Below are 22156 nucleotides of genomic sequence, written 5' to 3' on the forward strand. Positions count from 1 at the left end.
GAGACTGCCAAGAAAGGCGGTCTTTTTTTATATAAAAGATTCTATTAAACCCGACAGGTTTTTATCCCGAAGTGTCGGGACTGTCGGGTTTAGAACACAAAGTAACCACAATATTGTCATTCTGAGGAACGAAGAATCTCCACAAGTAGCTCTACCAAGATTGGGATATATATAGCGGAGTTTCTCGTGAAGATCCTTCCTTCGTCAGGATGACATAAAATGAGCATAATATTGCGCAAACCTTTGTCAAAGTTTCAAACTTTGACAAAGGTAAACCCCGAATTACCAAACATTAACTAAAACTTTCAACTACTCCAATGTCCATTTCAGCATTAACTTCGTCCATTTGACTTATTTAATGATTTTAAAACGCTTGTTATCAAAATACTTTTGACAAAGAAATTAATAACAATAACAAAATTTAAGATCATGAAAACAATTCAACAAAACAAAAAAAGCTTCCTAAATGCAATCGCTGCAGGAATTTTTATACTGATGACAACAATAGGCTTCGCACAAAAAAATCAGGATAAAACTAAAATTAAAGACGAGTCAGTTCGTCCTTATCATATTAGTATTTCGCAGGAAGCATTAACAGATCTTCGTAATCGTGTCAATGCGACAAGATGGCCGGATAAAGAAACCGTTGCCGATCAGTCACAAGGAGTAAAACTACAGCAAATTCAAAGCCTTGTAAAATATTGGGGAACAGATTATGACTGGCGTAAAACAGAAACTAAGTTAAATCAATTGCCACAATTCATAACAAACATTGATGGCCTGGATATTCAGTTCATTCACATCAAATCTAAAAATAAAAATGCTTTGCCTTTAATCATTACACATGGCTGGCCGGGTTCTTTCTTCGAACTTCTTAAGGTAATCGGACCATTGACAGATCCTGTTGCTTACGGAGGAAAAGCCGAAGACGCTTTTGATTTGGTGATTCCGTCAATGCCAGGTTACGGATTCTCAGAAAAACCTACAGGAACAGGTTGGGGGCCAGAAAAAATTGGGAATGCTTGGGATGTTTTAATGAAACGTTTGGGATATAAAAATTATGTATCTCAGGGAGGCGATTGGGGTTCTGTAATTGCAGATGCCATGGCGCGTCAGGCTCCACAAGGATTATTGGGAATTCACGTAAATATGCCTGCAACAGTTCCGGCTGATGTTGCGAAAGCACTAAAAGACGGAGATCCGGCTCCTGCAGGATTATCTGTAAAAGAAAAAGCAGCTTTTGTTTCGCTGAATAAATTATACACAAAAGGCGGTGGTTATGCCGGGATGATGGTAACACGTCCGCAAACTTTAGGCTACGGATTGACTGATTCTCCTGTTGGGTTGGCTTCTTTTTTCTTAGACAAATTCAACGAATGGACATACAGCGGCGGAAATGCCGAAAAATCATTAACCAAAGATGAAATGCTGGATGATATTTCATTGTATTGGTTAACAAACACAGCCAATTCATCGGCACAATTGTATTGGGAAAACAATACGAACAACTTTAATGTGGCAGAACAAAAAACACACGATATTAAAATTCCGGTTGCCGTAACTGTTTTTCCGGGAGAAATTTACCAGGCACCAAAAAGCTGGGCCGAAAAAGCATACAAAAACCTGATTTATTTTAATGAAGTAAACAAAGGCGGGCATTTTGCTTCATGGGAAGAACCACAGCTTTTTACAATCGAACTTCGTGCAGCTTTTAAATCATTAAGAAAATAAAAACTCTCGTTACGGTGAAATAATTTCAGGATTTAGCTTGTCCATTTCAACTTTTACTTTGTCCGGTTCACCTTTTTTCTCATTGTAAAAGGATGGTAATCGCGATACTTTTGACGAAGAAATTAACTAATAATCAAAACATTAAAAATATAAACAGTATGAAAACAATAACTCAAAAATCAGCTTCACTGCTTTCAAAAGTAGTTTTACTGGCAGTATTTTTCTTTACCATAACAAAAATTACTGCACAATCAGATAGTTCTCTTGGAACACTAAAACAAATCAACGCCGGACTTTTAAATGTGGGGTACACAGAGGCTGGTCCTGTAAACGGAAATGTAGTAATCCTGCTTCACGGCTGGCCTTATGATATTCATAGTTATAATGAAGTGGTGCCTGTTTTAGTCGCAAAAGGTTACAGAGTAATTACCCCTTATTTAAGAGGTTTTGGAACAACTCGTTTTCTTTCAGATGCTACTTTTAGAAACGGTCAGCAAGCCGCATTAGCAAGTGATATTATTGCTTTAATGGATGCCTTAAAAATTAAAAAAGCTACTATTGGCGGATTTGACTGGGGCGCAAGAACGGCAGTTGTGATGGCAGCACTTTGGCCGGATCGTTTAAACGGATTGGTGTCTGTAAGCGGTTATCTGGTTGTAAATCTTGAAGCTAACTTAAAACCATTATCTCCGCAAGCAGAGTTAGGCTGGTGGTATCAATATTATTTTGCTACCGAAAGAGGAAAAACCGGCTACAGCCAAAACACTTATGAATTCAATAAACTGATCTGGAAAATTGCTTCACCAATTTGGAATTTCGACAAAGCAACTTACGACCAAACGGCACAATCATTCAATAATCCGGATCATGTGGCAATTGTAATTCACAATTACAGATGGAGACAATCGCTTGAAGGGGGAGAATCTAAATATGATGCGTTGGAAAAACGTTTGTCCGAAAGACCTGCGATTACAGTTCCAACAATAACAATAGGAAGCGATTTTGATGGCGCTTTCGCGGATGGAAAAGCCTACGCCAGCAAATTTACAGGTAAATACGAACACAGAATCTTAAAAGGTATTGGGCATAACGTACCACAAGAAGATCCAAAATCATTTGCTCAGGCGATTATTGATGTGGCGAAATAATAAATTCCAATTTTTTATCCCGAGACTTCGGGACCAAATTCCAAAATTTAACCGCAAAGTCCGCTAAGTTTTTATGGATTGCGCTTAAAATTAACCACAGAGAACTCAAAGATTACACAAAGAACAACAAGTTATATAAACACACAGCTTTGCGATCTCTGTGTTTTTAATAAACCTTCACTATAAAAAAAACTTTGTGTACTCTGCGGTAAAATTACACGCCCCAAAAATCAATTTCAATAACAAATCCAATAATCTAAAATCTAAAGTCTAATATCTAAAATTAAATTAATCATGAAAAAAGTCTTATACACAGGAAAAACACACACAACAGGAGGAAGAGAAGGAGCATCACAAAGTTCTGATGATCAACTAAACATTAAATTAAGTTCTCCGGGATCTTCACGTCCGGGAACAAATCCGGAACAGCTTTTTGCGGCGGGTTGGTCGGCTTGTTTTATTGGCGCAATGGGAATCGCTGCCGGAAAATTAAATATAAAACTTCCTGCAGAAACCGCTGTAGATGCCGAAGTAGATTTATGTAATGCAGATGGCGAATATTCATTACAGGCTCGCTTAAATGTAAGTCTTCCGGGAATCGATGCCGAAACTTCCAAAAAAATTACCGATATGGCACATCAAACTTGTCCGTATTCTAAAGCAACAAGAGGCAATATTGATGTTGAAATTAATATTCTGTAATTAACTCTCTGTTATCATCCTGCAAGGTTTTCAAAACCTTGTAGGTTTGATTTTTAACGTGTAGATCAATCATTCTAAACTCATTATACCTACAAGGTTTTGAAAACCTTGCAGGAACGTATAAAAACACACAACATGAAAAAAATAAAATTAATACCCATTTTAAGTGCATTATTTCTTCTGGCAGGAATAACTGCTTTTGCACAAAATAATACAAATAAAAAAGGTTTTGCCGTTCTGGAATTATTTACTTCAGAAGGATGTTCAAGCTGTCCGCCTGCTGATGAATTGATGGGGAAAATTCAAAACGAATATCAGGATAACAATGTTTACGTATTGTCTTATCATGTTGATTATTGGGACAAACAAGGCTGGAAAGATATTTTTAGCAATGCTAATAACACCAAACGACAATATGATTATGCCCAATTTCTGGGGAAAGAGCCTATTTATACACCACAATTAATCATCAATGGAAAATCAGATTATGTAGGTTCACAGGAAACAATTGTTAGAAACGCTGTAAAAACAGCACTTTTAAAACCTGCAACTGTTGATTTATCCTTACAGGCGAATCAAACTAATAATAATCTTGCAATAAATTATAGTGTTGAAGGAAATACCAAAAACAGTAAATTGTTGATCGCCATAGTTCAAAAATCAGCTAAAAGTAATGTAAAAAGAGGAGAGAATGCGCATCGCGTTTTATCGCATTATCAAATTGTACATCAGCTGAGTTCAATAGAAATTGCAAAAGATAAAAAAGGAACTTCTGTAATTCATTTGCCTAAAAACTTTAACAATAAAGATTTTGAAATAATTGGTTTTGTACAGGATCTTAAAACGGGAAGTATTTTAGGTGCAGATAAAGCTGTCTTTCAATTAATATAAAAGTTTTTGTTTCACGCAGATTTTGCAGATTTGAGCAGATTTAATTTGGATAAATCTGCGCGAATCTGCTTAAATCTTTTTTAAAATCTGCGTGAAATAAAACACAATATAACTTCGCAAAGTCTACACAAAGCTTTGCGAACTTATATTTTTACAAAACTTCACTTATAAAAAACTTCGCGAACTTTGCGTAAAATCTTTGCGAACTTTGCGGTTAAAATTCAATATTCTATCTTTGACAAGCAAGATAAAACAAACACAAAAAATGGAAAAAGTAAAACGCTTTCAGGTATCGCGCCGTGTTATATGGGGAAGCTCCGTTGCGCTGGCGATTCTTGCTTCAATACCCAAATTATTTGATGCTTTTTCTACAGCTTCAGACATCATAATAAACTCGTCAATAACCTTGATGTTTTCGATATTTATCTGGTATTATAATATTTACAGTCTGCCAAAATTTACGGTACAGCGCACCCATAAAAGTTTATTCAATTGTAAACTGCTTTTAAGTGTTTTAATGGGAATCCTGGTAATGGTTATTTTGGTAATTGCCCATCAGGAATTGTTTCAGGTATCCAAAATGGATGCGCCAATTATGTTCGAATTACGAGGCGTTTTAATCAATTTGATCGTTTACATGTTTCTGCATTTGTTGTTTCAAAATTATCAGACACAGCAAATTGCGGTAGAGTTAGAGCGTACTCAGGCGGTAAATCTGGGCGCACAATACGAATTGCTGAAACAGCAGGTAAATCCGCATTTTTTGTTTAACAGCCTCAACACTTTAAAATCGATGGTTGATATTCAGGATCCGCAGAGTTCTGATTTTATTCTCAAATTATCTGATTTTTATCGTTTTACGCTCGAAAGCAGAAAAATGGATTTAATCTCACTTCGCGAAGAACTTCAAATTTTAGATTCATATGTTTATTTGCTAAAAGCCCGTTTTGAAGACGGATTTGAAGTGACAAACGAAATCGATCCAAAACAATACGACTCGGCAATTCCGCCATTTTCATTACAATTATTAATAGAAAACTGCATAAAACACAATGTTGTTTCATTAGATAAACCTTTGAAAATTAAATTATATACCGAAGGTGATTTTCTGGTGATCGAAAACCAAATTCAGCTCAAAAGAGGCGCATTATCCACAGGCGTCGGTTTGGACAATATCAACCAGCGTTTTATGCATTTAATTCACAAAGAAATAGAAATAGACAAGACCGAAACTACTTTTAAAGTAAAAATACCCATGATTTATGACTATCGTAATAATTGAAGATGAAGTAAAAACAGCCAAAGCACTTGGTCAGCTTATATTGAGTATCAGGCCAGATGCCCAGATTTTATCGTACATACAAAGTATTGACGGAGCGGTGAGTTATCTTCAGGAAAACGACCAGCCCGATCTTATTTTTATGGATATCCAGCTCGCAGATGGTTTGTGTTTTGAAATTTTTAAAAGCGTTGAGGTACTCTCGCCTGTAATTTTTTGTACCGCTTTTGATGACTATGCAATTGAAGCTTTTAAGTCAAACGGAATTGATTATGTACTAAAACCTTTTTCGAGAGAAAGCATTGCGCAGGCGATTAAAAAAGCGGGAGAATTGAAGAATTTTTTCCAAAGAAATAAAAAAGCCATGCCTGATTTTGATTATTTACTGACCAGAACAGGCGAAAATAAAGGCAAAAGTAGTTTTCTGGTTTTTAAAAATAATAAATACCAAACCGTTTTAACAGAGAATATTGCGTTGTTTTATATCAAAAATGAAACCCCAACTATATTGACTTTTGATAAAACAGAATATCAAATTACACAATCCTTAGATGAGGTTCATAAACTATTGTCGACAACTCAGTTTTTTAGAATCAACAGACAATATTTGATCAATTTTTCGGCTATTAGAGAAGCAGAGCATTATTTTTCGCGCAAGCTGATTCTTAAATTAACAATTCCTACCGAAGAAAAATTACTGGTAGGAAAAGAAAAAGCAACCGCCTTTTTGAGCTGGCTTGAAAACAGATAATTATTTCAGTTTTTCGATCGCATTTTTTATGGCGATTTCATCATTTTCCTGAAACATAAAACAGCTTAGAAAGAATAAGATGGAAAGAACAATTGCAAAGACGATTAAGATAAGTTTTTTCATGATTTTTTTGTTTAAAGATTTTACAAAAGACTAAGTCATAAAAGTTTTTGTTTCACGCAGATTTTTTTTAATCTAAGCAGATTTACGCAGATTATTAATATTTAAATCTGCTCAAATCTGCGTTATCTGCGTGAAAAAAAATCATTTTAATCCTTTAATCTGTGGCTATATTTAAAATATTCAACGAATATTACGCAGCAACATAAGTCGCTGTATACAATTTTCTAAACATAGCATAAGTAACACTCACCATCACAAAAGCAATAATAGCATCGGTTGTGGCGCCAAAACCAAATACCGCCAATTTTGAAAAGAAAGCAAAAATGATGTCAAAAAAGATTCCCGCAAATACCCATTCTTTCAATCGAAGTAATTTATTCGGAATCAATAAAGTGATAATTCCAGAGATTTTCATTACACCCAAGATGTAAATAAAGTGTGCCGGATAACCCAGTTGTTGTGTAATTTCCCAAACAATTTTATTGGTTGTAAGTTCAAAAAATCCGCTTGCGCCAAACCATAAAGAGGTTAATACTACGCCAGTCCAGTAAAAAATTTTTGTTGTTTTTGTGTTCATGATTTTTATATTTTTAATTATTTGATGAGACAAAATTGCGTTGAAAGCAGGAAAATAAATAGTGCTATTTTGCTGAACCGGACAAATTAAAAGCTGAAATAGACAATACGAAATCTGATTATAAATTTCTTTATTAACAAGAATTAACATTTTTTAAAAATTGATTAGTTTTATATTTGTAATCAACATTGCGCCCATAAAAGCCAAATACCATTTGTATGAAAAAAATCAAAGCTTTTACAATTATTGTTATTCTGTTGCTAGCTTTCTCCTTAAAGTCTTATAGCCAGCAAGTAAAGCTGATTAATATAGACCAGCTTCAGGAAAGAATGAAAGCCGGAAAAGACAGCACTTACGTTGTTAACTTTTGGGCAACCTGGTGCGCGCCGTGTATTAAAGAATTACCTCATTTTGAAAAACTTAGTGCAGAACATAAAACAGATAAATTGACTGTATTATTAATAAGCGTCGATTTTAAATCGAAACTTACTTCAGCAGTTGTACCATTTGTAAAAAGAAAAAATCTCAAAAACCAAGTATTTTTATTGAACGAAAGCAATCCGCAGGAATATATCGATCGCATTGACCCGTCGTGGTCAGGCAGTATCCCCGCTACATTATTCATAAAAGGCGATAAAAGAAAATTTATAGAAAGCGAACTTACCTACGAACAATTACTAACCGAATATAAAAAACTATAATTATGAAAAAGTTTATCACACTTGCACTAATTTTTAGTGCCTTTCTTGCTCAGGCACAAGCTCCAACTCTTAAAGCCGGACAGCCAGCACCGGATTTTAAACTAAAAAATGTTGATAATAAAGAAATTTCTTTTGCCAGTTATCCGGATGCAAAAGGTTTTATTGTGGTGTTTACATGCAATACATGTCCGTACGCAAAAGCATATGAACAAAGAATTATCGATTTGGATAAAAAATTCAAGCCACAAGGATATCCCGTAATTGCCATAAACCCAAATGATCCCGAAGCTTCAAAAGCAGATACTTTTGATAAAATGCAGGATTTAGCAAAAGAAAAAAAATATTCTTTCCCTTATTTATTTGATAAAGGACAAATCGTTACAGATCAATATGGTGCAAAACATACGCCACATCTTTTTGTAGTTTCAAAAACCGCAAAAGGAACTGTTGTAGAATATACAGGCGCTATCGATAACGATCCTGAAGGAACTAAAGACGAAAAAACGAAGTATGTTGAAGATGTAATTGCATCTTTAAAAAACAATCAAAAACCAGCTATAACCGAGACTAAAGAAATTGGCTGTACGGTGAAAAGAAAAGCGAAAGCGTAATTTTTTATTGTTTTTAAAATCATTAGGCTGTCTGAAAAGGCAGCCTTTTTTGTTTTTATGTCATTTCGTTTTTTATGATGAAATTGATTTTTTTTCAGGAGCTAATCCCGCTATCCGTTCCAATCTTTTATTTTTTTAAAGAAAAAAAATAAAAGGATTTCCTCTTCTATCGGGGCTAGGGCAATCATTTTCAAAAGAATGTTTTCGTCTAGTTTGTCATTTCGACGCAGGAGAAATCTCCGCGAGAAACTCCGCATAGTTATTCATTTATCGGGCTTAAATTGTAAATTCAAAACGCATTGTCTTCAATTCTTCTAATTTATTTGATGTAGTTTTTACAGTTTTGACAATATCTAATTTTTTGTCGATAGAATATTTTGCACCAGTTTTGGCATCTCTAAGTTGCTTCATTTTATTTATAAGATTTTATTTACGAAATTAATATTTAATTTTAAATAAATCCCTTTTGCATTCCCTCATTTTTCTTCCATTTTTTACTATTGGTCACAATGATTATAAGAAAATAACTATTTTTTCACTATAAATTATTATATAAATCAATTTAATTACTAATTTTGTTTAGAACAAATCTAAATAGTAATGAAAAATTTCCTGATTGCCGATTCTGAAAACCTACATATAATTGGATTGAGGCACACACTAAAAAAGATGGTGAAAACACCAAATTTGAGAGTAGTAAATTCAAGAGAAGAATTGTTTAAAAGCTTGGAAAAAAATGATGTCGATTGCCTGATTATCGACCCCAACAATATCTTTTTGTTTTATGATGATGATTTGAAAATTATCAAAACCAATTTTCCGAAATGTAAAATCATTATCCTGTCTTATTTTAAGAACAAACAAACCATTGACAGTTTTTTAAAAGATAATATAAACGGCTTTATATCAAAAGATTGCAAAGAGCAAACAATTTATGATGCGTTGTATAAAATTCAAAACGGAGAACGTTATTTATGTCCCAAAACATTAAATGCGCTTATGGATGTTTTAGTTTTACCGTCTGCAGATGATGAGAAACTAACCCTTAGAGAGTTCGAAATTCTGAAACAAATAGCGCAGGGAAACAATGGTAAAAACATCGCTTCTGATCTTTTTATAAGCATTCATACCTTTCGTACGCATCGTAAAAACATTATGAAAAAAACAGGCAGACACACCACTTCTGAACTGATTCTCTACGCTTTAGAAAAAAAAATAGCATAATTTTCGTATAATTTAAAACTATTTTATATTTTATTTCCTACTATATATGAGGTATTTTATCTACCTCATATGTAGAAACAATTTTCGCTTTTTTGTGGTATTGATTTAATTTTCTGACAAATATACATTTGCTAAAATTATTCTTTAGAATCAATCTAAATAAATACCACAAATGGAAGCACAAGAAAAAGTAATAACATTACCACAAGAAATTGTAATTGATAATGTGCATGTAAAGCATGTTTTTTCTAACAATAATAAATCGATCGGGATTTATAGAAAAAGCATGAAAAAGGCCATTAAAACAATTGGAAATCACTTAAAAGAGAGAAATACCCCATTTACCGGCACAAGTATTTCTATTATAAAAAGAAAAATTGACAACATTTATCTCGAAGAAAACAAAAAAGGCAAAAGTCTGGATTATGTTTTAGACGAATTAAAAGATATTTATCTCGACGATTGTATTCATTTTCATAATCCCAAGTACATTGCGCATCTTAATTGTCCAATTCTTACGCCAACACTTGTGGCAGAAGCTTTTATATCTTCCCTGAATTCTTCAATGGATACCTGGGATCAAAGTACCGGGGCAACTTTTATCGAATTGAAACTGGTGGAATGGACGCTTGAAAAATTAGGTTATCCAAAAAATGCCGATGGAATTTTTACCAGCGGAGGAACGCAATCGAACATGATGGGGTTGCTTTTGGCAAGAGATCATTACATCAAAAAACATTACGGAATTGACCCAAAAATGGATGGATTACCACCTGAAGCCTCAAAATTCAGGGTTTTATGTTCCGAGGTAAGTCATTTTAGTTTGAAGAAGAACCTGAGTTTGCTTGGTTTAGGACAAAATGCTGTAATTCCGGTTGCGGTAGATCCTGATTTCAGGATGAATACCAATGCATTAAAAAAAGTAATTCAACAGCAAAAAGATTTAGGGAATATTCCGATCGCCATTGTGGGAACGGCCGGAACAACTGATTTTGGTTCGATTGATCCGTTAACTGAAATAGCTGCAGTAGCCAACGAAAACGACATTTGGTTTCACGTTGATGCTGCTTATGGCGGCGGATTATTGATTAGTGATATTCACAAATATAAACTCGACGGAATCGAATTATCAGATTCAGCTACAATAGATTACCACAAAACTTTTTATCAGCCTGTAAGTTCAAGCGGATTTTTTATGAGAGACAAATCATTTGTGGATTATATAAAATACCACGCTGATTATCTCAATTCTAAAGAACAGGAAGACGAAGGAATTCCAAACATGGTAAAAAAATCAATCCAGACAACACGCCGTTTTGATGCCTTAAAATTGTGGTTTACACTAAGAATGATCGGTACAAAAGGTTTAAGCTCTTATATGGATAAAGCGATTGAAAATGCACAGTTTACAGCCAATTTACTGCGCCACAGAGACGATTTTGAAATCATTCATAAACCTGAAATAAGCGCTGTTGTATTTCGCTACACACCATTCGAAAACGGAACACAAACTTCGTATTGCGGCGTAAACAGTTACATCCGAAAAGCGATTTTCAACGAAGGAAAAGCCATCATTACAAGTACAAAAGTGTACAATGAAGTATTCCTGAAATTCACCCTTTTAAACCCACTAACAACGCCTCAGGATATCGAAGAAGTTATCGATTTGATTGTACACCACGGAAACGAATATTCATTAAAAAATTAAAATTATCATGACAAATAAAACATACGATTTCATAGCTGTTGGAGTAGGACCTTTTAATCTTGGTTTGGCCTGTTTGACAGCACCAATCGAAAATCTCGACGGTTTATTTTTTGATAAAAACGAATCGTTCAACTGGCATCCGGGCATGTTGCTGCAGGATACCACATTGCAGATTCCGTTTATGGCCGATTTAGTGACTTTGGCAAACCCAATGAGTCCGTTTAGTTTTTTGAATTATATCAAAGAACAAGGCAAAATGTATTCGTTTTACATTCGTGAAAACTTTTTATTGCTAAGAAACGAATACAATCAATATTGCCAATGGGCTATTAGAAAATTACCAAACGTATTTTTTAATACCGAAGTTACGGCAATAGAATATGATGAGAATCAGGAACTTTATATTGTAAATACCCTTTGTACTAAAACAAATGTTACGACAATTTACAAAACAAAAAGGATTGTTTTAGGAACCGGAACTGCACCTCACATTCCGAAATCGTGTCAAAATTTAAAAGGAAAAGCAATTCATTCTTCAACCTATATTCAGAATAAAGCGGAACTTCAAAAACAAAAATCAATCACGGTTTTAGGAAGCGGACAAAGCGCTGCCGAAGTTTTTAATGATCTTTTACAAGAAATTGATGTTTACGGATATCAGTTAAACTGGATTACAAGATCATCGCGCTTTTTCCCGATGGATTACAGCAAGTTAACGCTCGAAATGACGTCTCCGGAATATGTGGATTATTTCTACAACCTTCCTTCAGAAAAAAGAGATCATCTGCTAAAAAACCAAAAATTATTATATAAAGGAATCAACAAAGACTTGATTGCAACCATTTTTGACACGATTTACAATAAAAAAGTAATTACAGAAATTGATGTAAACCTTAGAACAAACGCAGCTTGTACAAAAGCTTCTTTTGATGAAAATAAGCAGTCTTTTGAATTGGAATTACATCAGGTTGAACAGGATAAAAGATACCGTCATAAAACCGATGCTTTGGTTTTGGCAACAGGTTACGGTTATAAATTACCCCAGTTTTTGGAGGGAATTGCCAACAGAATTCAATGGGACGAAAAAGGACGTTTTGCCGCCAACAGAAATTACAGCATTGACAATAATGCCAGTGAAGTTTTTGTTCAGAATGCCGAATTGCACACGCACGGTTTTGTTACGCCGGATTTAGGAATGGCGTGCTACAGAAATTCATATATAATCAAAGAAATTACAGGAGTTGAACATTACGCAATCGAAACCAAAATTGCTTTTCAGGAATTTGGTGTTCCGGTATCAGAAGTTATCGAATCTGCGGTATTTGAAACAATCGAATAGTTATGGAAACAATTCAGAAAAAAAAGAGAGTTCTGGCGATCGATATTGCCAGAGGTACGAGCGTGATTTTAATGATGATGATTCATACCATGCTGATTTACGGCACAATTGCGACCCAGACAAATACTGTTTTAGGAGAAATTATCCTGTGGTTAGGCCGTGGAACTACGATGTTTTTGGTTAGTATGGGAATTTCTTTTGTGTTATCAAGACGACAAAGTTTTCTGGCTGTCTGCAAAAGAGCCTTATATATTCTGGCGATTGGTTACGGAATGAACTTTTTGAAATTTCTGGTTCCCGAATTCATTTTTGGCGGGCTTCCCGAAGCTTTTGTTTCGGCTTATGGCTTAAAATCAGGGACTTTAGAAACAGGAATTTTCTTTTTGCTATTGGGCGATATCTTGCAATTGGCCGGAATCACTTTGTTTATCATGGGATTGATCAATCATTTTAGCAAAAGTAAATACGTGCCACTTGCAGTCGCCTTATTAATCATTTCCGTTTCAAAAGAATTAAGCGGATTTAGAATTGGTATTTCTGGTTTAGATTATATCTGTGATTTATTTTTTAGCAATCAATTTAATGTCTATTTCCCTGTTTTTCCGTGGAGTGCGTTTATTTTAATCGGAATGTTTTTGGGAAGATGGTACAAAGGACTAAACGAAAATCAGGAAGTATTTTTTAAGAAAATGTTATTTGTCGGACTTGGTTTTATGGCTGTTGGCGGACTTTTAAATTTCTCTAATCCTGAATATCATTTTGGCGATTATTACCATTTAGGACCAGGCGGAAGTATTTTATTACTTGGATTAAATCTCGTTTTATACTGGTTTGTTAACATTGTTGTTCATCTGTTTAAAGAAAATAATAATGTGTTTAATGTGCTGATTTTCTGCAGTAAAAACGTTACGAGTTTATATGTAATTCAATGGGTTTTGATCAATTGGGGAATGTATGTTTTTGGTTTCTGGCAACACGATCAATGGATTGTTTTAGGTTTATTTCCGGTTGTTATCGGAACCAGTCTTACTGTTCAATTGGTTTACAACGAAATCAAAACACAATTACGCTCTAAACGAAAAAATCGTACTGAAGTACTTGTAAATAGTTGAAATCATTTTATTAATATGTAAAAAGGTTTTATCGTAGAGGCGCACAGCAGTGCGTCTACGCAAAGTATTTCTGCCACGAATTTCATCAATTACCACAAATCGTTACGCTTAATTAATTAGTGAAAATTAGTGTAATTCGTGGCAAACTTCATTTACGAATGAAGTAAATATTAATTTAAAATAGTATAAAAATGAATACATATAATCCTATTTATAGCACCACAATTCCGGATTTCGGTACGATAGATTTTCGCCCGTTGCAATTGGAAACTGATGCCAGAATAATTCATGATTGGGTCAATCGTGATTATGCCCAATATTGGGGTATGCAGGGAAAAAATTTAGAAGAAGTTCAGTTGGAATATGAAAAAATAACCAAAGAATCTGATGTTTTTATCGGATTGGTAAATGGTGAAGTTTCCTTTTTACTGGAACGTTACAATCCAAAACAAGATATAATCAGAAATTATTATGCCGTTCAGGAATATGATTGCGGTATACATGTAATTGTGGCACCGTCAACAAAACCCGTTCATCAATTTACCTGGCATATTTTTTCGAGCATTATGAAATTTGTTTTCAGGGATTTAACCATTCAGCGTATTGTGGTTGAACCGGATATCAGAAATAAAAAAATGTTCGACATCTGTCACCGCATAGGTTTTGAAGATGCGCACGTTGTCAATTTACCACATAAAACGGCCTTGCTTGCTTTTTGTACGCGAGAACAATTCATCAAAAAAATAGATTCATTTAACCTTAATTATACCGAAATGAATACCGAAAACCAATTAGAATTTCCCGAAAAAGCCATTACACATATACAACCCGAAGTTTGGGAAAAAGCCAATCGTTTATTGATTAAAAAAGCCATTTGTGAGTTTTCGCACGAACTTTTAATCGAACCCGTTTTAGAATTTGGCGTACAAAACACAAACAAATATTCGTTGGTTTCTGATGATAATTCTGTGAAATATACGTTTAAGGCGCAAGAGCTTGCCATGAATCATTTAAGTATAGAAGTAAATTCTATTTTAAAATACAAAAATGAAAAAAAGGAAGCTTTGGATGCCGTTGATTTTATTCAGGAATTCAGAAACAGTTTAGGAATTGCAGAACAATTATTGCCGTCGTATATCGAAGAAATTATCAGTACACTTTACGGAAGCTGTTATAAATTATTAAAGGAAAATTCTACTTCAAAATCATTGGCCAATTCTGATTTTCAAACCATTGAACAGGCGATGATGGAAGGTCATCCTGGATTTGTTGCCAACAACGGAAGAATTGGCTACAACAGCATGGATTATAAAGCCTACGCGCCCGAAGCCGGAAACCCATTCAAAATTTTATGGCTTGCCGGACATCGCGACAGAACGGTTTATGCGGGAACAAAAAAACTGGATTACGATACTTTGATTCAACAGGAATTAGGCACAGAAACCATTTTAAAATTCAATACTACAATCAAGGAAAAAGGACAAAATCCGAATGATTATTTCTTTATTCCCGTGCATCCGTGGCAATGGTTCAATAAACTGGCTAATTTGTTTTCGCCAGAAATTGCCAAAGGAAAATTGATTTGTGTAGGTTACGGACCCGATTTATATCAGGCACAACAATCGATCAGAACCTTATTCAACTTAAGTAATCCGAAGAAATTCTATACCAAAACATCACTTTCAATCCTGAATATGGGCTTTATGCGTGGTTTACCGGTATTTTATTTAGGAACTGCGCCGGAAATGGCAGAATGGTTAGATCAGCTTTTGAGCGGTGACGAATATCTGCAAAAAGTAGGTTTTGGAATGTTGGGCGAAGTGGCTTCTGTAAGTTACATCAATCCGTATTTTGAAAGCTTTGGAAAACACAATCCATACAACAAAATGATTGCTTCATTATGGAGAGAAAGTCCGGTTGCGAAACTCAAAAACGACGAGCAATTAATGACAATGGCGGCGTTTTTACATTTAGATAAAGATGGAAATTCGTTGTTATCAGAAATTATAAAAGCTTCCTCATTATCAATAGATTCATGGCTTTCAGAATATTTTAAAGTTTATTTGAGTCCGTTATTACATTGTTTTTACCAATACGATTTGGTTTTTATGCCACATGGCGAAAACCTGATTTTAGGATTAGAAAATCACGTTCCGGTGCGTTCTTTTATGAAAGATATTACCGAAGAAGCAGTCATTCTGAATCCTGATGTTGAAATCCCGAAAAACATAGACAGAATTTATGCTGAAGTTCCCGAAGACGTAAAACTATTATCGATTTTTATTGATGTTTTTGATGGATTTTTCCGTTTCATGTCTGCTATTTTGGTTACGAGTGATAATTATTCTGAAGATCGTTATTGGGAATTGGTTGCAGAATGTATCTCTGATTATCAGGAAGCTAATCCGCATTTGGAAGCAAAATTTGAGAAATACGATTTGTTTGCCAATGAATTTCAGTTGTCTTGCCTAAACCGTTTACAATTAAACAATAACAAAACCATGATCGATCTTGACGATCCTGTGGCGTTGTTACAATTTCAGGGAAAACTGCAAAACCCAATTGCGCCGTATAAAAAAATAATCGCTTAAAACCTTAACAGATGAATAGTATAATAACGCATCCGGAAAATGATGTCGCGACAGATGTTGTTTTTGTAAAAACGATTCCCGGTTTAGGTGTTTTTGAACTGCGACCAATTGATATGGAACTTGATATTCCGTTGATTCACAATTGGGTCAATCGCGATTATGCCGTTTATTGGGAAATGAATGGTTTTTCTGTAGAAGAAGTAAAAAACACGTATTACAATATTCTTGAAAAAACGCAGGTTTATATCGGCGTTTTTAATAAGGAAGTGGCTTTTTTATTAGAATGTTACGATCCTCAAAATGATATTGTAGGTAAATATTACGAATCGCAAAAAGGCGATAAAGGCATGCACATACTGGTCGCTCCGTCAGAAAAAGTAATCCCGAATTTTACCTGGAATATTTTTACCGTAATTCTCGACTTCATTTTTTCAGATTCAAAAAGCCAGCGAATTGTGGTTGAACCCGACGCAAGAAATCATAAAATTCATTTACTGAACAAAAGAGCAGGATTTGTATTTCAGCATGTTTTAGAATTGCCACACAAAAAAGCGCACTTAGAGTTTTGCACCCGTGAAGATTATTACAAGGCATTACAATCGGTTTAATTTATGAAAATGAAAATACCAACCCAGAATATACAGCACTTAACAAAACAAAATTGGGACAAAGCCAATGCGCTTTTGCTCAAAAAAACGTTAAGTGAATTTGCTCACGAATTATTGATTGTTCCGATTTTAAAAAGCGATAATTTATATAGTATTTCTTCGCCTGATAAAACAGTTGAATATACGTTTGAAGCTTCAATTTTAGCCTTAAATCATTGGTCAATTGCCATTGAATCAATTAAAAAGACAAAAAACGGAATTGAATCTCCATTGCGTTTATTAGAATTTATAATTGAATTTAAAGATCATTTGGGTATCGGCGAAAGCCTTTTACCAACATACTTAGAAGAAATTACAAGTACGTTGTACAGCACTGCATATAAAATTGCAAACGAAAAATACAATTCAAAAGATTTATTAGATCTTGATTACCAAATCATTGAACACGCGATGACAGAAGGGCATCCGTGTTTTGTGGCCAATAGCGGTAAAAACGGTTTTAATATTGATGATTTTGCGGCTTTTTCTCCGGAAGCCAATGCGCCTGTACAATTGTTGTGGTTGGCAGGGCATAGGAGCAAGGCTACTTTTACGGCAATTGAAACATTAGATTACCAAAAAGTATTGCAGCAGGAATTAGATGCTGAAACAATTTCACGTTTTGAAAATATTTTAAAATCTCAAAAATTAAATATTGAAGATTATTATTTCTTTCCCGTTCATCCGTGGCAATGGTTTAATAAACTGGCTTTGATTTTTGCTCCGGATGTTGCTGAAGGACATTTGATTTGTCTTGGTTATGGAGAAGACGAATATTCTGCACAGCAATCGATTAGAACGTTTTTTAATATTTCTGCGCCAGAGAAATTTTACGCAAAAACAGCACTTTCTGTCATTAATATGGGTTTCATGCGCGGACTTTCGCCATATTATATGGAAAGCACGCCTGCAATTACCGAATGGGTGGCGAATCTGGTTGAAAATGACGCTTATCTGCAACAAAAAGGATTTACATTATTAGGCGAAGTCGCAACGCTTGGCTATCGCAATTTTTTATACGAGCCTTTGGGCCGAAGTATTCCGCATAACAAGATGCTGGCCACATTATGGCGCGAAAGTCCGATCCCTAAATTGTCTAAAAATCAAAAGATTATGACAATGGCTGCTCTGTTGCATGTGGATCAGTCAGGGAATTCTTTTGTTAGTGAGTTGATAAAAGAATCGGGAATTAGCGCCAAATTGTGGGTTAAAAGTTATCTCAACGCTTATCTTTCGCCATTACTGCATTGTTTTTACCAGCACGAAATGGTTTTTATGCCACATGGCGAAAACCTGATTTTGGTTTTAGAAAATCACGTTCCCGTAAAAGCAATCATGAAAGATATTACCGAAGAAGTAATGGTTTTTAATGGAGAAATTCTGTTACCGGAAAAAGTAAAACGCATTCACATCAACATGAAAGAACCGTTGAAAGTATTATGTCTTTTTAATGATGTTTTTCAGTTTTATTTCCGTTTTCTTTCGGCCATTTTAGCAGAATCAAAAACACTTTCTGAAGAAGATTTCTGGTCGTGCGTTGCAGATTGTATAACGCAATATCAGGAAGATCAGCCACATTTAAAAGAGCAATTCAAAAAATACAATTTGTTTGTTTCTGAGTTTGATGCTTGTTGTTTAAACCGTTTGCAATTGCGAAATAATAAGCAAATGTTAGATTTAGCAGATCCTATTGACAGTCTTCAGTTTGTTGGGAAATTAAAGAATCCTGTGGTGGCGTTTATTTCGGTTGTTTAAAATTATCAAGAGTAAAGATGCTAATTCAATTTTTAACATTTTTGTGTAAACAAAATTGTTTATTTTTGTATTATGAAAACAGATATAAATACCATAAAAGGAATTCATCCCGGATTTGTTTTGGAAAGAGAATTGGAAAAGCGTCAACTTCGAAAAGGACAGTTTGCACTTTCTCTTGGAGAATTCCCACAGACTCTCACGGCTATTACAAAAGGCAAACGAAAAATGAACACGTCTTTAGCGCTTAAGATTGAAAATTTGCTTGGAATAGAAGAGGGGTATTTTATGGTATTACAGGTTTATTATGACATTGAACTTGAGAAAAAGAAACAAAATAAAACTCAGAAGAATATATCTCCTAATATTGAATTGCTTCGCCCAATATTATTTTGGGATACTGATATGAATAAAATAGATTGGCAAAAACAAAAAAGGGCCATTATAAAAAGAATTTTTGAACGTGGAAATGATATGGAAAAAAATGAAATTACGCGTTTTTATGGCACTGAAACCATTAATAGTATTTTAAATAACTAAAAATGTCTTTGTATTTTAATAACGTCACGCCACTTCTTAAAAGTATTCTGGAAGATTTGATGCAAGCTGAAGAATTCTCCTCTTTTCGACTTGTTGGCGGAACTGCGCTTAGTCTTTATTACGGACATCGTATTTCTGTAGATATTGATTTGTTTAGTGACGCAGAATATGGAAGTTTAGATTTTAAAGCTATTGACAGCTATCTTCAATCTCAATACACTTATGTAGATAGTTTGAATATTGAACCCATAGGAATGGGGAAATCATATTATATTGGCAACAATGATAAAGATAATATTAAGCTTGACCTTTTTTATACAGATCCTTTTATTGATGATGTAAAACAATTTGGAATATTAAGATTAGCCAGCAAAGCAGAAATTACTGCTATGAAACTCGATGTAATTCAAAGAACCGGGAGAAAGAAAGATTTCTGGGATATCGATCAGCTTTGCCAGGATTTCAATATTAATGAAATGTTTGCATTAGATGAAAAAAGGTATCCTTATGTACATGACAGAAAACTTTTGATAGAAAAATTTACTGATTTTACTTTAGCAGATGATGATTTTGAGCCAATATGTCTAAGAGGAAAACATTGGGAACTTATTAAGCTTGATATGATTGATCTTATTGAAACTTTAGAAAATTAATTTCTCAATAATTTCCTTTATATTTTTTATAAAAGTCTTCGTAGTGTCTACGTTTTGTAATCTTCTTAATAATTGAATAAAAAATAAGACGACAATTCAGGCATAAGATAAATTTCAATGTCTTTCCAAAAAACGTGACAATATTGAACTTTATCTCGTTATTGATTTTATCTCATTCAGAAACGTCGTCTTATCCTTACATACGATCAAATCGTGAAGTTGGTTTTTGTTTTATCGAAAATTTTTAAAATTTTAAGTTTTATTAAGAACGAAGGGAAATTTAAAACAAAAAATAAGCTGTGTCTTTTGATTAAAAACACAGCTTATTTATCGTTCAAAAAATGATTATTTCACTACAGTAGCTTCAAATTCTACTTTCAGGGTTTCAAACAGGCTTTTTACTTCCATTAAACTTGTAGCTTGCTGAACGCCGTGCTTGGCAATCCAATCCTGAATGATATTGAAATGTGGCCAAAGCTCATTGGTAGCGGTTGTATAAATAGTTAACCTGACAATTCCTTTAGGTTCATATCCGGCTTTGGCGATTACCGTTTCAAGATTATTCAGGGCCAATTTTATTTGCGATTCCATGTTTTCATTGCTTGAAGTTCCATCGGCGTTCACGGCTGCTTGTCCTGATACGTACAATGTTCCTTCCGGATTTTTAACTTCTACGGCCTGGTTATAACTACGTTCATTTTGCCATTCCCAGGGATTGATGATTCTTTTTTCCATTTGTTTAGCTTTTTGTGCGAATATTGGCATCGCGGTTAATAGTAGTAATGCTAAAATTTTTGATGTTTTTTTCACGATTACAGTTTAAAATTAATACTGCAAAGTTGGGTATAACATCAGGAAAAAGCTCTTGACATTTCTCACGATTATGAAGTGAGGTTTGTCACATTTTGAGAGAATAGAGAATAGAGAATAGAGAATAGAGAATAGAGAATAGAAAAAGAGAAAAGAAGAAAGAAAAAAGAGAAAAGTATTAATGAAATCTGTGAAATCTGCAAAATCTGCGTGAAACCAATTTTTCAGCCCAATTATAACTGAGACTGAAAACTGAGACTGAAAACTGAGACTGACACCGTAAACTAAAATCAGGAAGATAAACGGCTTAAAGTCTCGCGGGAAACGCCCAAATAAGAAGCTATCAGGCTTTTTGGAACACGCTGAAAAAGTAAAGGATATTGTTTAAGAAGCTGTTCGTATCTTTCTTTAGAATTTGAAGTTTGCCAGGAAATAATGCGGCGCTGCGATCCCAGAAAACCAGAAGTAGCTTTTTCGAGAAAAAAGCGTTCCATTTTTTGCAAGCCGTCGCAAAGCTTTTTATAATCTTCGAGCGTACAGCAAAGAACTTCTGTATCTTCCAGACATTCGAGGGACATTGTGGCTTCGGTTTGTGTAAAATAAGCATAATAATCGCTTTCCCACCAGTCTTCCATAGCAAAAGAAACAATGTGCTGTTTGGCCGAACTATCGGTGTAAACCAACTTTAAAAGTCCTGAAATAACAAAATAAGAATACTTAACAGGATCGCCTTCCTGAATGAGAAATTGATGTTTCTTAAACTTTTTAGTGCTAAAATGAGAAGCCACAAACGCAAACTCATCATCAGTAAGCGGAATTATTTTTTCGATATGTTCTCTAAGATTTGCCTGCATAGTAGAAGCCAAAGTTATTGAAATTATTTCAAAAATAATTTGAATGCTTTTTTAAGATAGGCTTTTTCGGGTTTGTTGATTTCTTCGATGACGTGAACCCAGCTTTTTTCGAGGCTTACTTTTTTATAAAAAGCCAAAATATATGACCAGTCTGTGTTGTTGGTTTCGGTTTTTCTGTTGATGGAAATTTCGATAACTGTAAGCCATAAAAACCAATATTGACCGTTTTTAAATTCGGTAATAATAGTTTTTAAAACAGGATCATTTCCGTTTTCGATAAATCGGGAATAACTTAGTAAACCAATTCTAAGTGTGTTGATGTAATGTTCTGCGATTTTGGCGTTTTTGCTGTTGTTTTTGGTCAGTTTTAGGGCGATTTGCAAAAGCTGTAACACTTCTTTCTTTTGCTCTT

At 34.3% G+C, this 22156-nt stretch carries 23 protein-coding genes; 17 read left to right on the top strand and 6 right to left on the bottom strand.

Going from position 1 to position 22156, the window contains the following annotated elements:
- Positions 1–429 precede the first annotated feature (429 nt).
- The 6 genes from AC4FQ3_RS01350 to AC4FQ3_RS01375 all read left to right on the top strand — a co-directional run bounded on the left by AC4FQ3_RS01350 (position 430) and on the right by AC4FQ3_RS01375 (position 6502).
- Positions 430–1731, top strand: coding sequence for an epoxide hydrolase family protein (locus tag AC4FQ3_RS01350; protein ID WP_491180576.1), 1302 nt, complete (start codon positions 430–432; stop codon positions 1729–1731).
- 158 nt (positions 1732–1889) lie between these two features.
- Positions 1890–2879 (top strand): alpha/beta fold hydrolase, encoded by a 990-nt coding sequence (locus AC4FQ3_RS01355; protein WP_491180577.1) that lies wholly within the window; start codon positions 1890–1892, stop codon positions 2877–2879.
- A 294-nt stretch (positions 2880–3173) separates the two neighbouring features.
- Positions 3174–3581 (top strand): organic hydroperoxide resistance protein, encoded by a 408-nt coding sequence (locus AC4FQ3_RS01360; RefSeq protein WP_089075956.1) that lies wholly within the window; start codon positions 3174–3176, stop codon positions 3579–3581.
- Between the two features lie 135 nt (positions 3582–3716).
- On the top strand, positions 3717–4472 hold the full coding sequence (locus AC4FQ3_RS01365; RefSeq protein WP_491180578.1) for a DUF1223 domain-containing protein: 756 nt from the start codon (positions 3717–3719) through the stop codon (positions 4470–4472).
- Positions 4473–4737: 265 nt separating this feature from the next.
- Complete coding sequence (locus AC4FQ3_RS01370; protein ID WP_491180579.1) at positions 4738–5754, top strand: sensor histidine kinase; 1017 nt, start codon at positions 4738–4740, stop codon at positions 5752–5754.
- Positions 5735–6502: a LytR/AlgR family response regulator transcription factor gene (locus tag AC4FQ3_RS01375; RefSeq protein ID WP_491180580.1), complete on the top strand. Its 768-nt coding sequence runs from the start codon at positions 5735–5737 to the stop codon at positions 6500–6502. Before AC4FQ3_RS01370 ends, AC4FQ3_RS01375 begins: the two co-directional genes overlap by 20 nt.
- On the opposite strand, the gene AC4FQ3_RS01380 is transcribed toward AC4FQ3_RS01375, so the two are convergent.
- Both AC4FQ3_RS01380 and AC4FQ3_RS01385 read right to left on the bottom strand, forming a co-directional pair.
- Positions 6503–6625 (bottom strand): hypothetical protein, encoded by a 123-nt coding sequence (locus AC4FQ3_RS01380; protein WP_256365462.1) that lies wholly within the window; start codon positions 6623–6625, stop codon positions 6503–6505.
- A 190-nt stretch (positions 6626–6815) separates the two neighbouring features.
- Positions 6816–7202: a DoxX family protein gene (locus AC4FQ3_RS01385; protein WP_491180581.1), complete on the bottom strand. Its 387-nt coding sequence runs from the start codon at positions 7200–7202 to the stop codon at positions 6816–6818.
- 218 nt (positions 7203–7420) lie between these two features.
- Here AC4FQ3_RS01385 and AC4FQ3_RS01390 point away from each other — a divergent pair, with 218 nt between their 5' ends.
- Together AC4FQ3_RS01390 and AC4FQ3_RS01395 are read left to right on the top strand one after the other, a co-directional pair.
- On the top strand, positions 7421–7903 hold the full coding sequence (locus AC4FQ3_RS01390; protein WP_491180582.1) for a TlpA family protein disulfide reductase: 483 nt from the start codon (positions 7421–7423) through the stop codon (positions 7901–7903).
- Between the two features lie 2 nt (positions 7904–7905).
- Positions 7906–8514 carry a thioredoxin family protein gene (locus tag AC4FQ3_RS01395; RefSeq protein ID WP_491180583.1) on the top strand — a complete coding sequence of 203 codons (609 nt, stop codon included), beginning with the start codon at positions 7906–7908 and terminating at the stop codon, positions 8512–8514.
- A 276-nt stretch (positions 8515–8790) separates the two neighbouring features.
- Here the strand turns inward: AC4FQ3_RS01395 and AC4FQ3_RS01400 are convergent, their stop codons facing one another.
- Complete coding sequence (locus tag AC4FQ3_RS01400; protein ID WP_256365459.1) at positions 8791–8925, bottom strand: hypothetical protein; 135 nt, start codon at positions 8923–8925, stop codon at positions 8791–8793.
- Positions 8926–9114: 189 nt separating this feature from the next.
- Here AC4FQ3_RS01400 and AC4FQ3_RS01405 point away from each other — a divergent pair, with 189 nt between their 5' ends.
- The 9 genes from AC4FQ3_RS01405 to AC4FQ3_RS01445 all read left to right on the top strand — a co-directional run bounded on the left by AC4FQ3_RS01405 (position 9115) and on the right by AC4FQ3_RS01445 (position 20080).
- Positions 9115–9738: a LuxR C-terminal-related transcriptional regulator gene (locus AC4FQ3_RS01405; RefSeq protein ID WP_042563709.1), complete on the top strand. Its 624-nt coding sequence runs from the start codon at positions 9115–9117 to the stop codon at positions 9736–9738.
- A gap of 172 nt (positions 9739–9910) precedes the next feature.
- Positions 9911–11446: a pyridoxal phosphate-dependent decarboxylase family protein gene (locus AC4FQ3_RS01410; protein ID WP_491180584.1), complete on the top strand. Its 1536-nt coding sequence runs from the start codon at positions 9911–9913 to the stop codon at positions 11444–11446.
- A gap of 7 nt (positions 11447–11453) precedes the next feature.
- Positions 11454–12785 carry a lysine N(6)-hydroxylase/L-ornithine N(5)-oxygenase family protein gene (locus tag AC4FQ3_RS01415; RefSeq protein ID WP_491180585.1) on the top strand — a complete coding sequence of 444 codons (1332 nt, stop codon included), beginning with the start codon at positions 11454–11456 and terminating at the stop codon, positions 12783–12785.
- Between the two features lie 2 nt (positions 12786–12787).
- A complete protein-coding gene (locus AC4FQ3_RS01420; protein WP_491180586.1) occupies positions 12788–13897 on the top strand; it encodes a heparan-alpha-glucosaminide N-acetyltransferase domain-containing protein in 1110 nt (369 codons plus the stop codon).
- A gap of 191 nt (positions 13898–14088) precedes the next feature.
- Positions 14089–16488, top strand: a complete 2400-nt coding sequence (locus AC4FQ3_RS01425) for a GNAT family N-acetyltransferase (protein ID WP_491180587.1) — start codon at positions 14089–14091, stop codon at positions 16486–16488.
- Between the two features lie 11 nt (positions 16489–16499).
- Positions 16500–17096, top strand: a complete 597-nt coding sequence (locus AC4FQ3_RS01430; RefSeq protein ID WP_491180588.1) for a GNAT family N-acetyltransferase — start codon at positions 16500–16502, stop codon at positions 17094–17096.
- Between the two features lie 9 nt (positions 17097–17105).
- On the top strand, positions 17106–18890 hold the full coding sequence (locus AC4FQ3_RS01435) for an IucA/IucC family protein (protein ID WP_491180589.1): 1785 nt from the start codon (positions 17106–17108) through the stop codon (positions 18888–18890).
- 72 nt (positions 18891–18962) lie between these two features.
- Positions 18963–19427, top strand: a complete 465-nt coding sequence (locus AC4FQ3_RS01440; protein ID WP_491180590.1) for a helix-turn-helix transcriptional regulator — start codon at positions 18963–18965, stop codon at positions 19425–19427.
- Between the two features lie 2 nt (positions 19428–19429).
- A complete protein-coding gene (locus tag AC4FQ3_RS01445; protein ID WP_491180591.1) occupies positions 19430–20080 on the top strand; it encodes a nucleotidyl transferase AbiEii/AbiGii toxin family protein in 651 nt (216 codons plus the stop codon).
- A 345-nt stretch (positions 20081–20425) separates the two neighbouring features.
- On the opposite strand, the gene AC4FQ3_RS01450 is transcribed toward AC4FQ3_RS01445, so the two are convergent.
- The 3 genes from AC4FQ3_RS01450 to AC4FQ3_RS01460 form a co-directional block, all read right to left on the bottom strand.
- Positions 20426–20815 (bottom strand): RidA family protein, encoded by a 390-nt coding sequence (locus tag AC4FQ3_RS01450; RefSeq protein ID WP_042563744.1) that lies wholly within the window; start codon positions 20813–20815, stop codon positions 20426–20428.
- 365 nt (positions 20816–21180) lie between these two features.
- Positions 21181–21744 (bottom strand): Crp/Fnr family transcriptional regulator, encoded by a 564-nt coding sequence (locus tag AC4FQ3_RS01455; RefSeq protein ID WP_491181006.1) that lies wholly within the window; start codon positions 21742–21744, stop codon positions 21181–21183.
- A 23-nt stretch (positions 21745–21767) separates the two neighbouring features.
- Positions 21768–22139, bottom strand: coding sequence for a hypothetical protein (locus AC4FQ3_RS01460; RefSeq protein ID WP_491180592.1), 372 nt, complete (start codon positions 22137–22139; stop codon positions 21768–21770).
- Positions 22140–22156 lie beyond the last annotated feature (17 nt).

Source organism: Flavobacterium sp. AK-345, assembly GCF_058310175.1.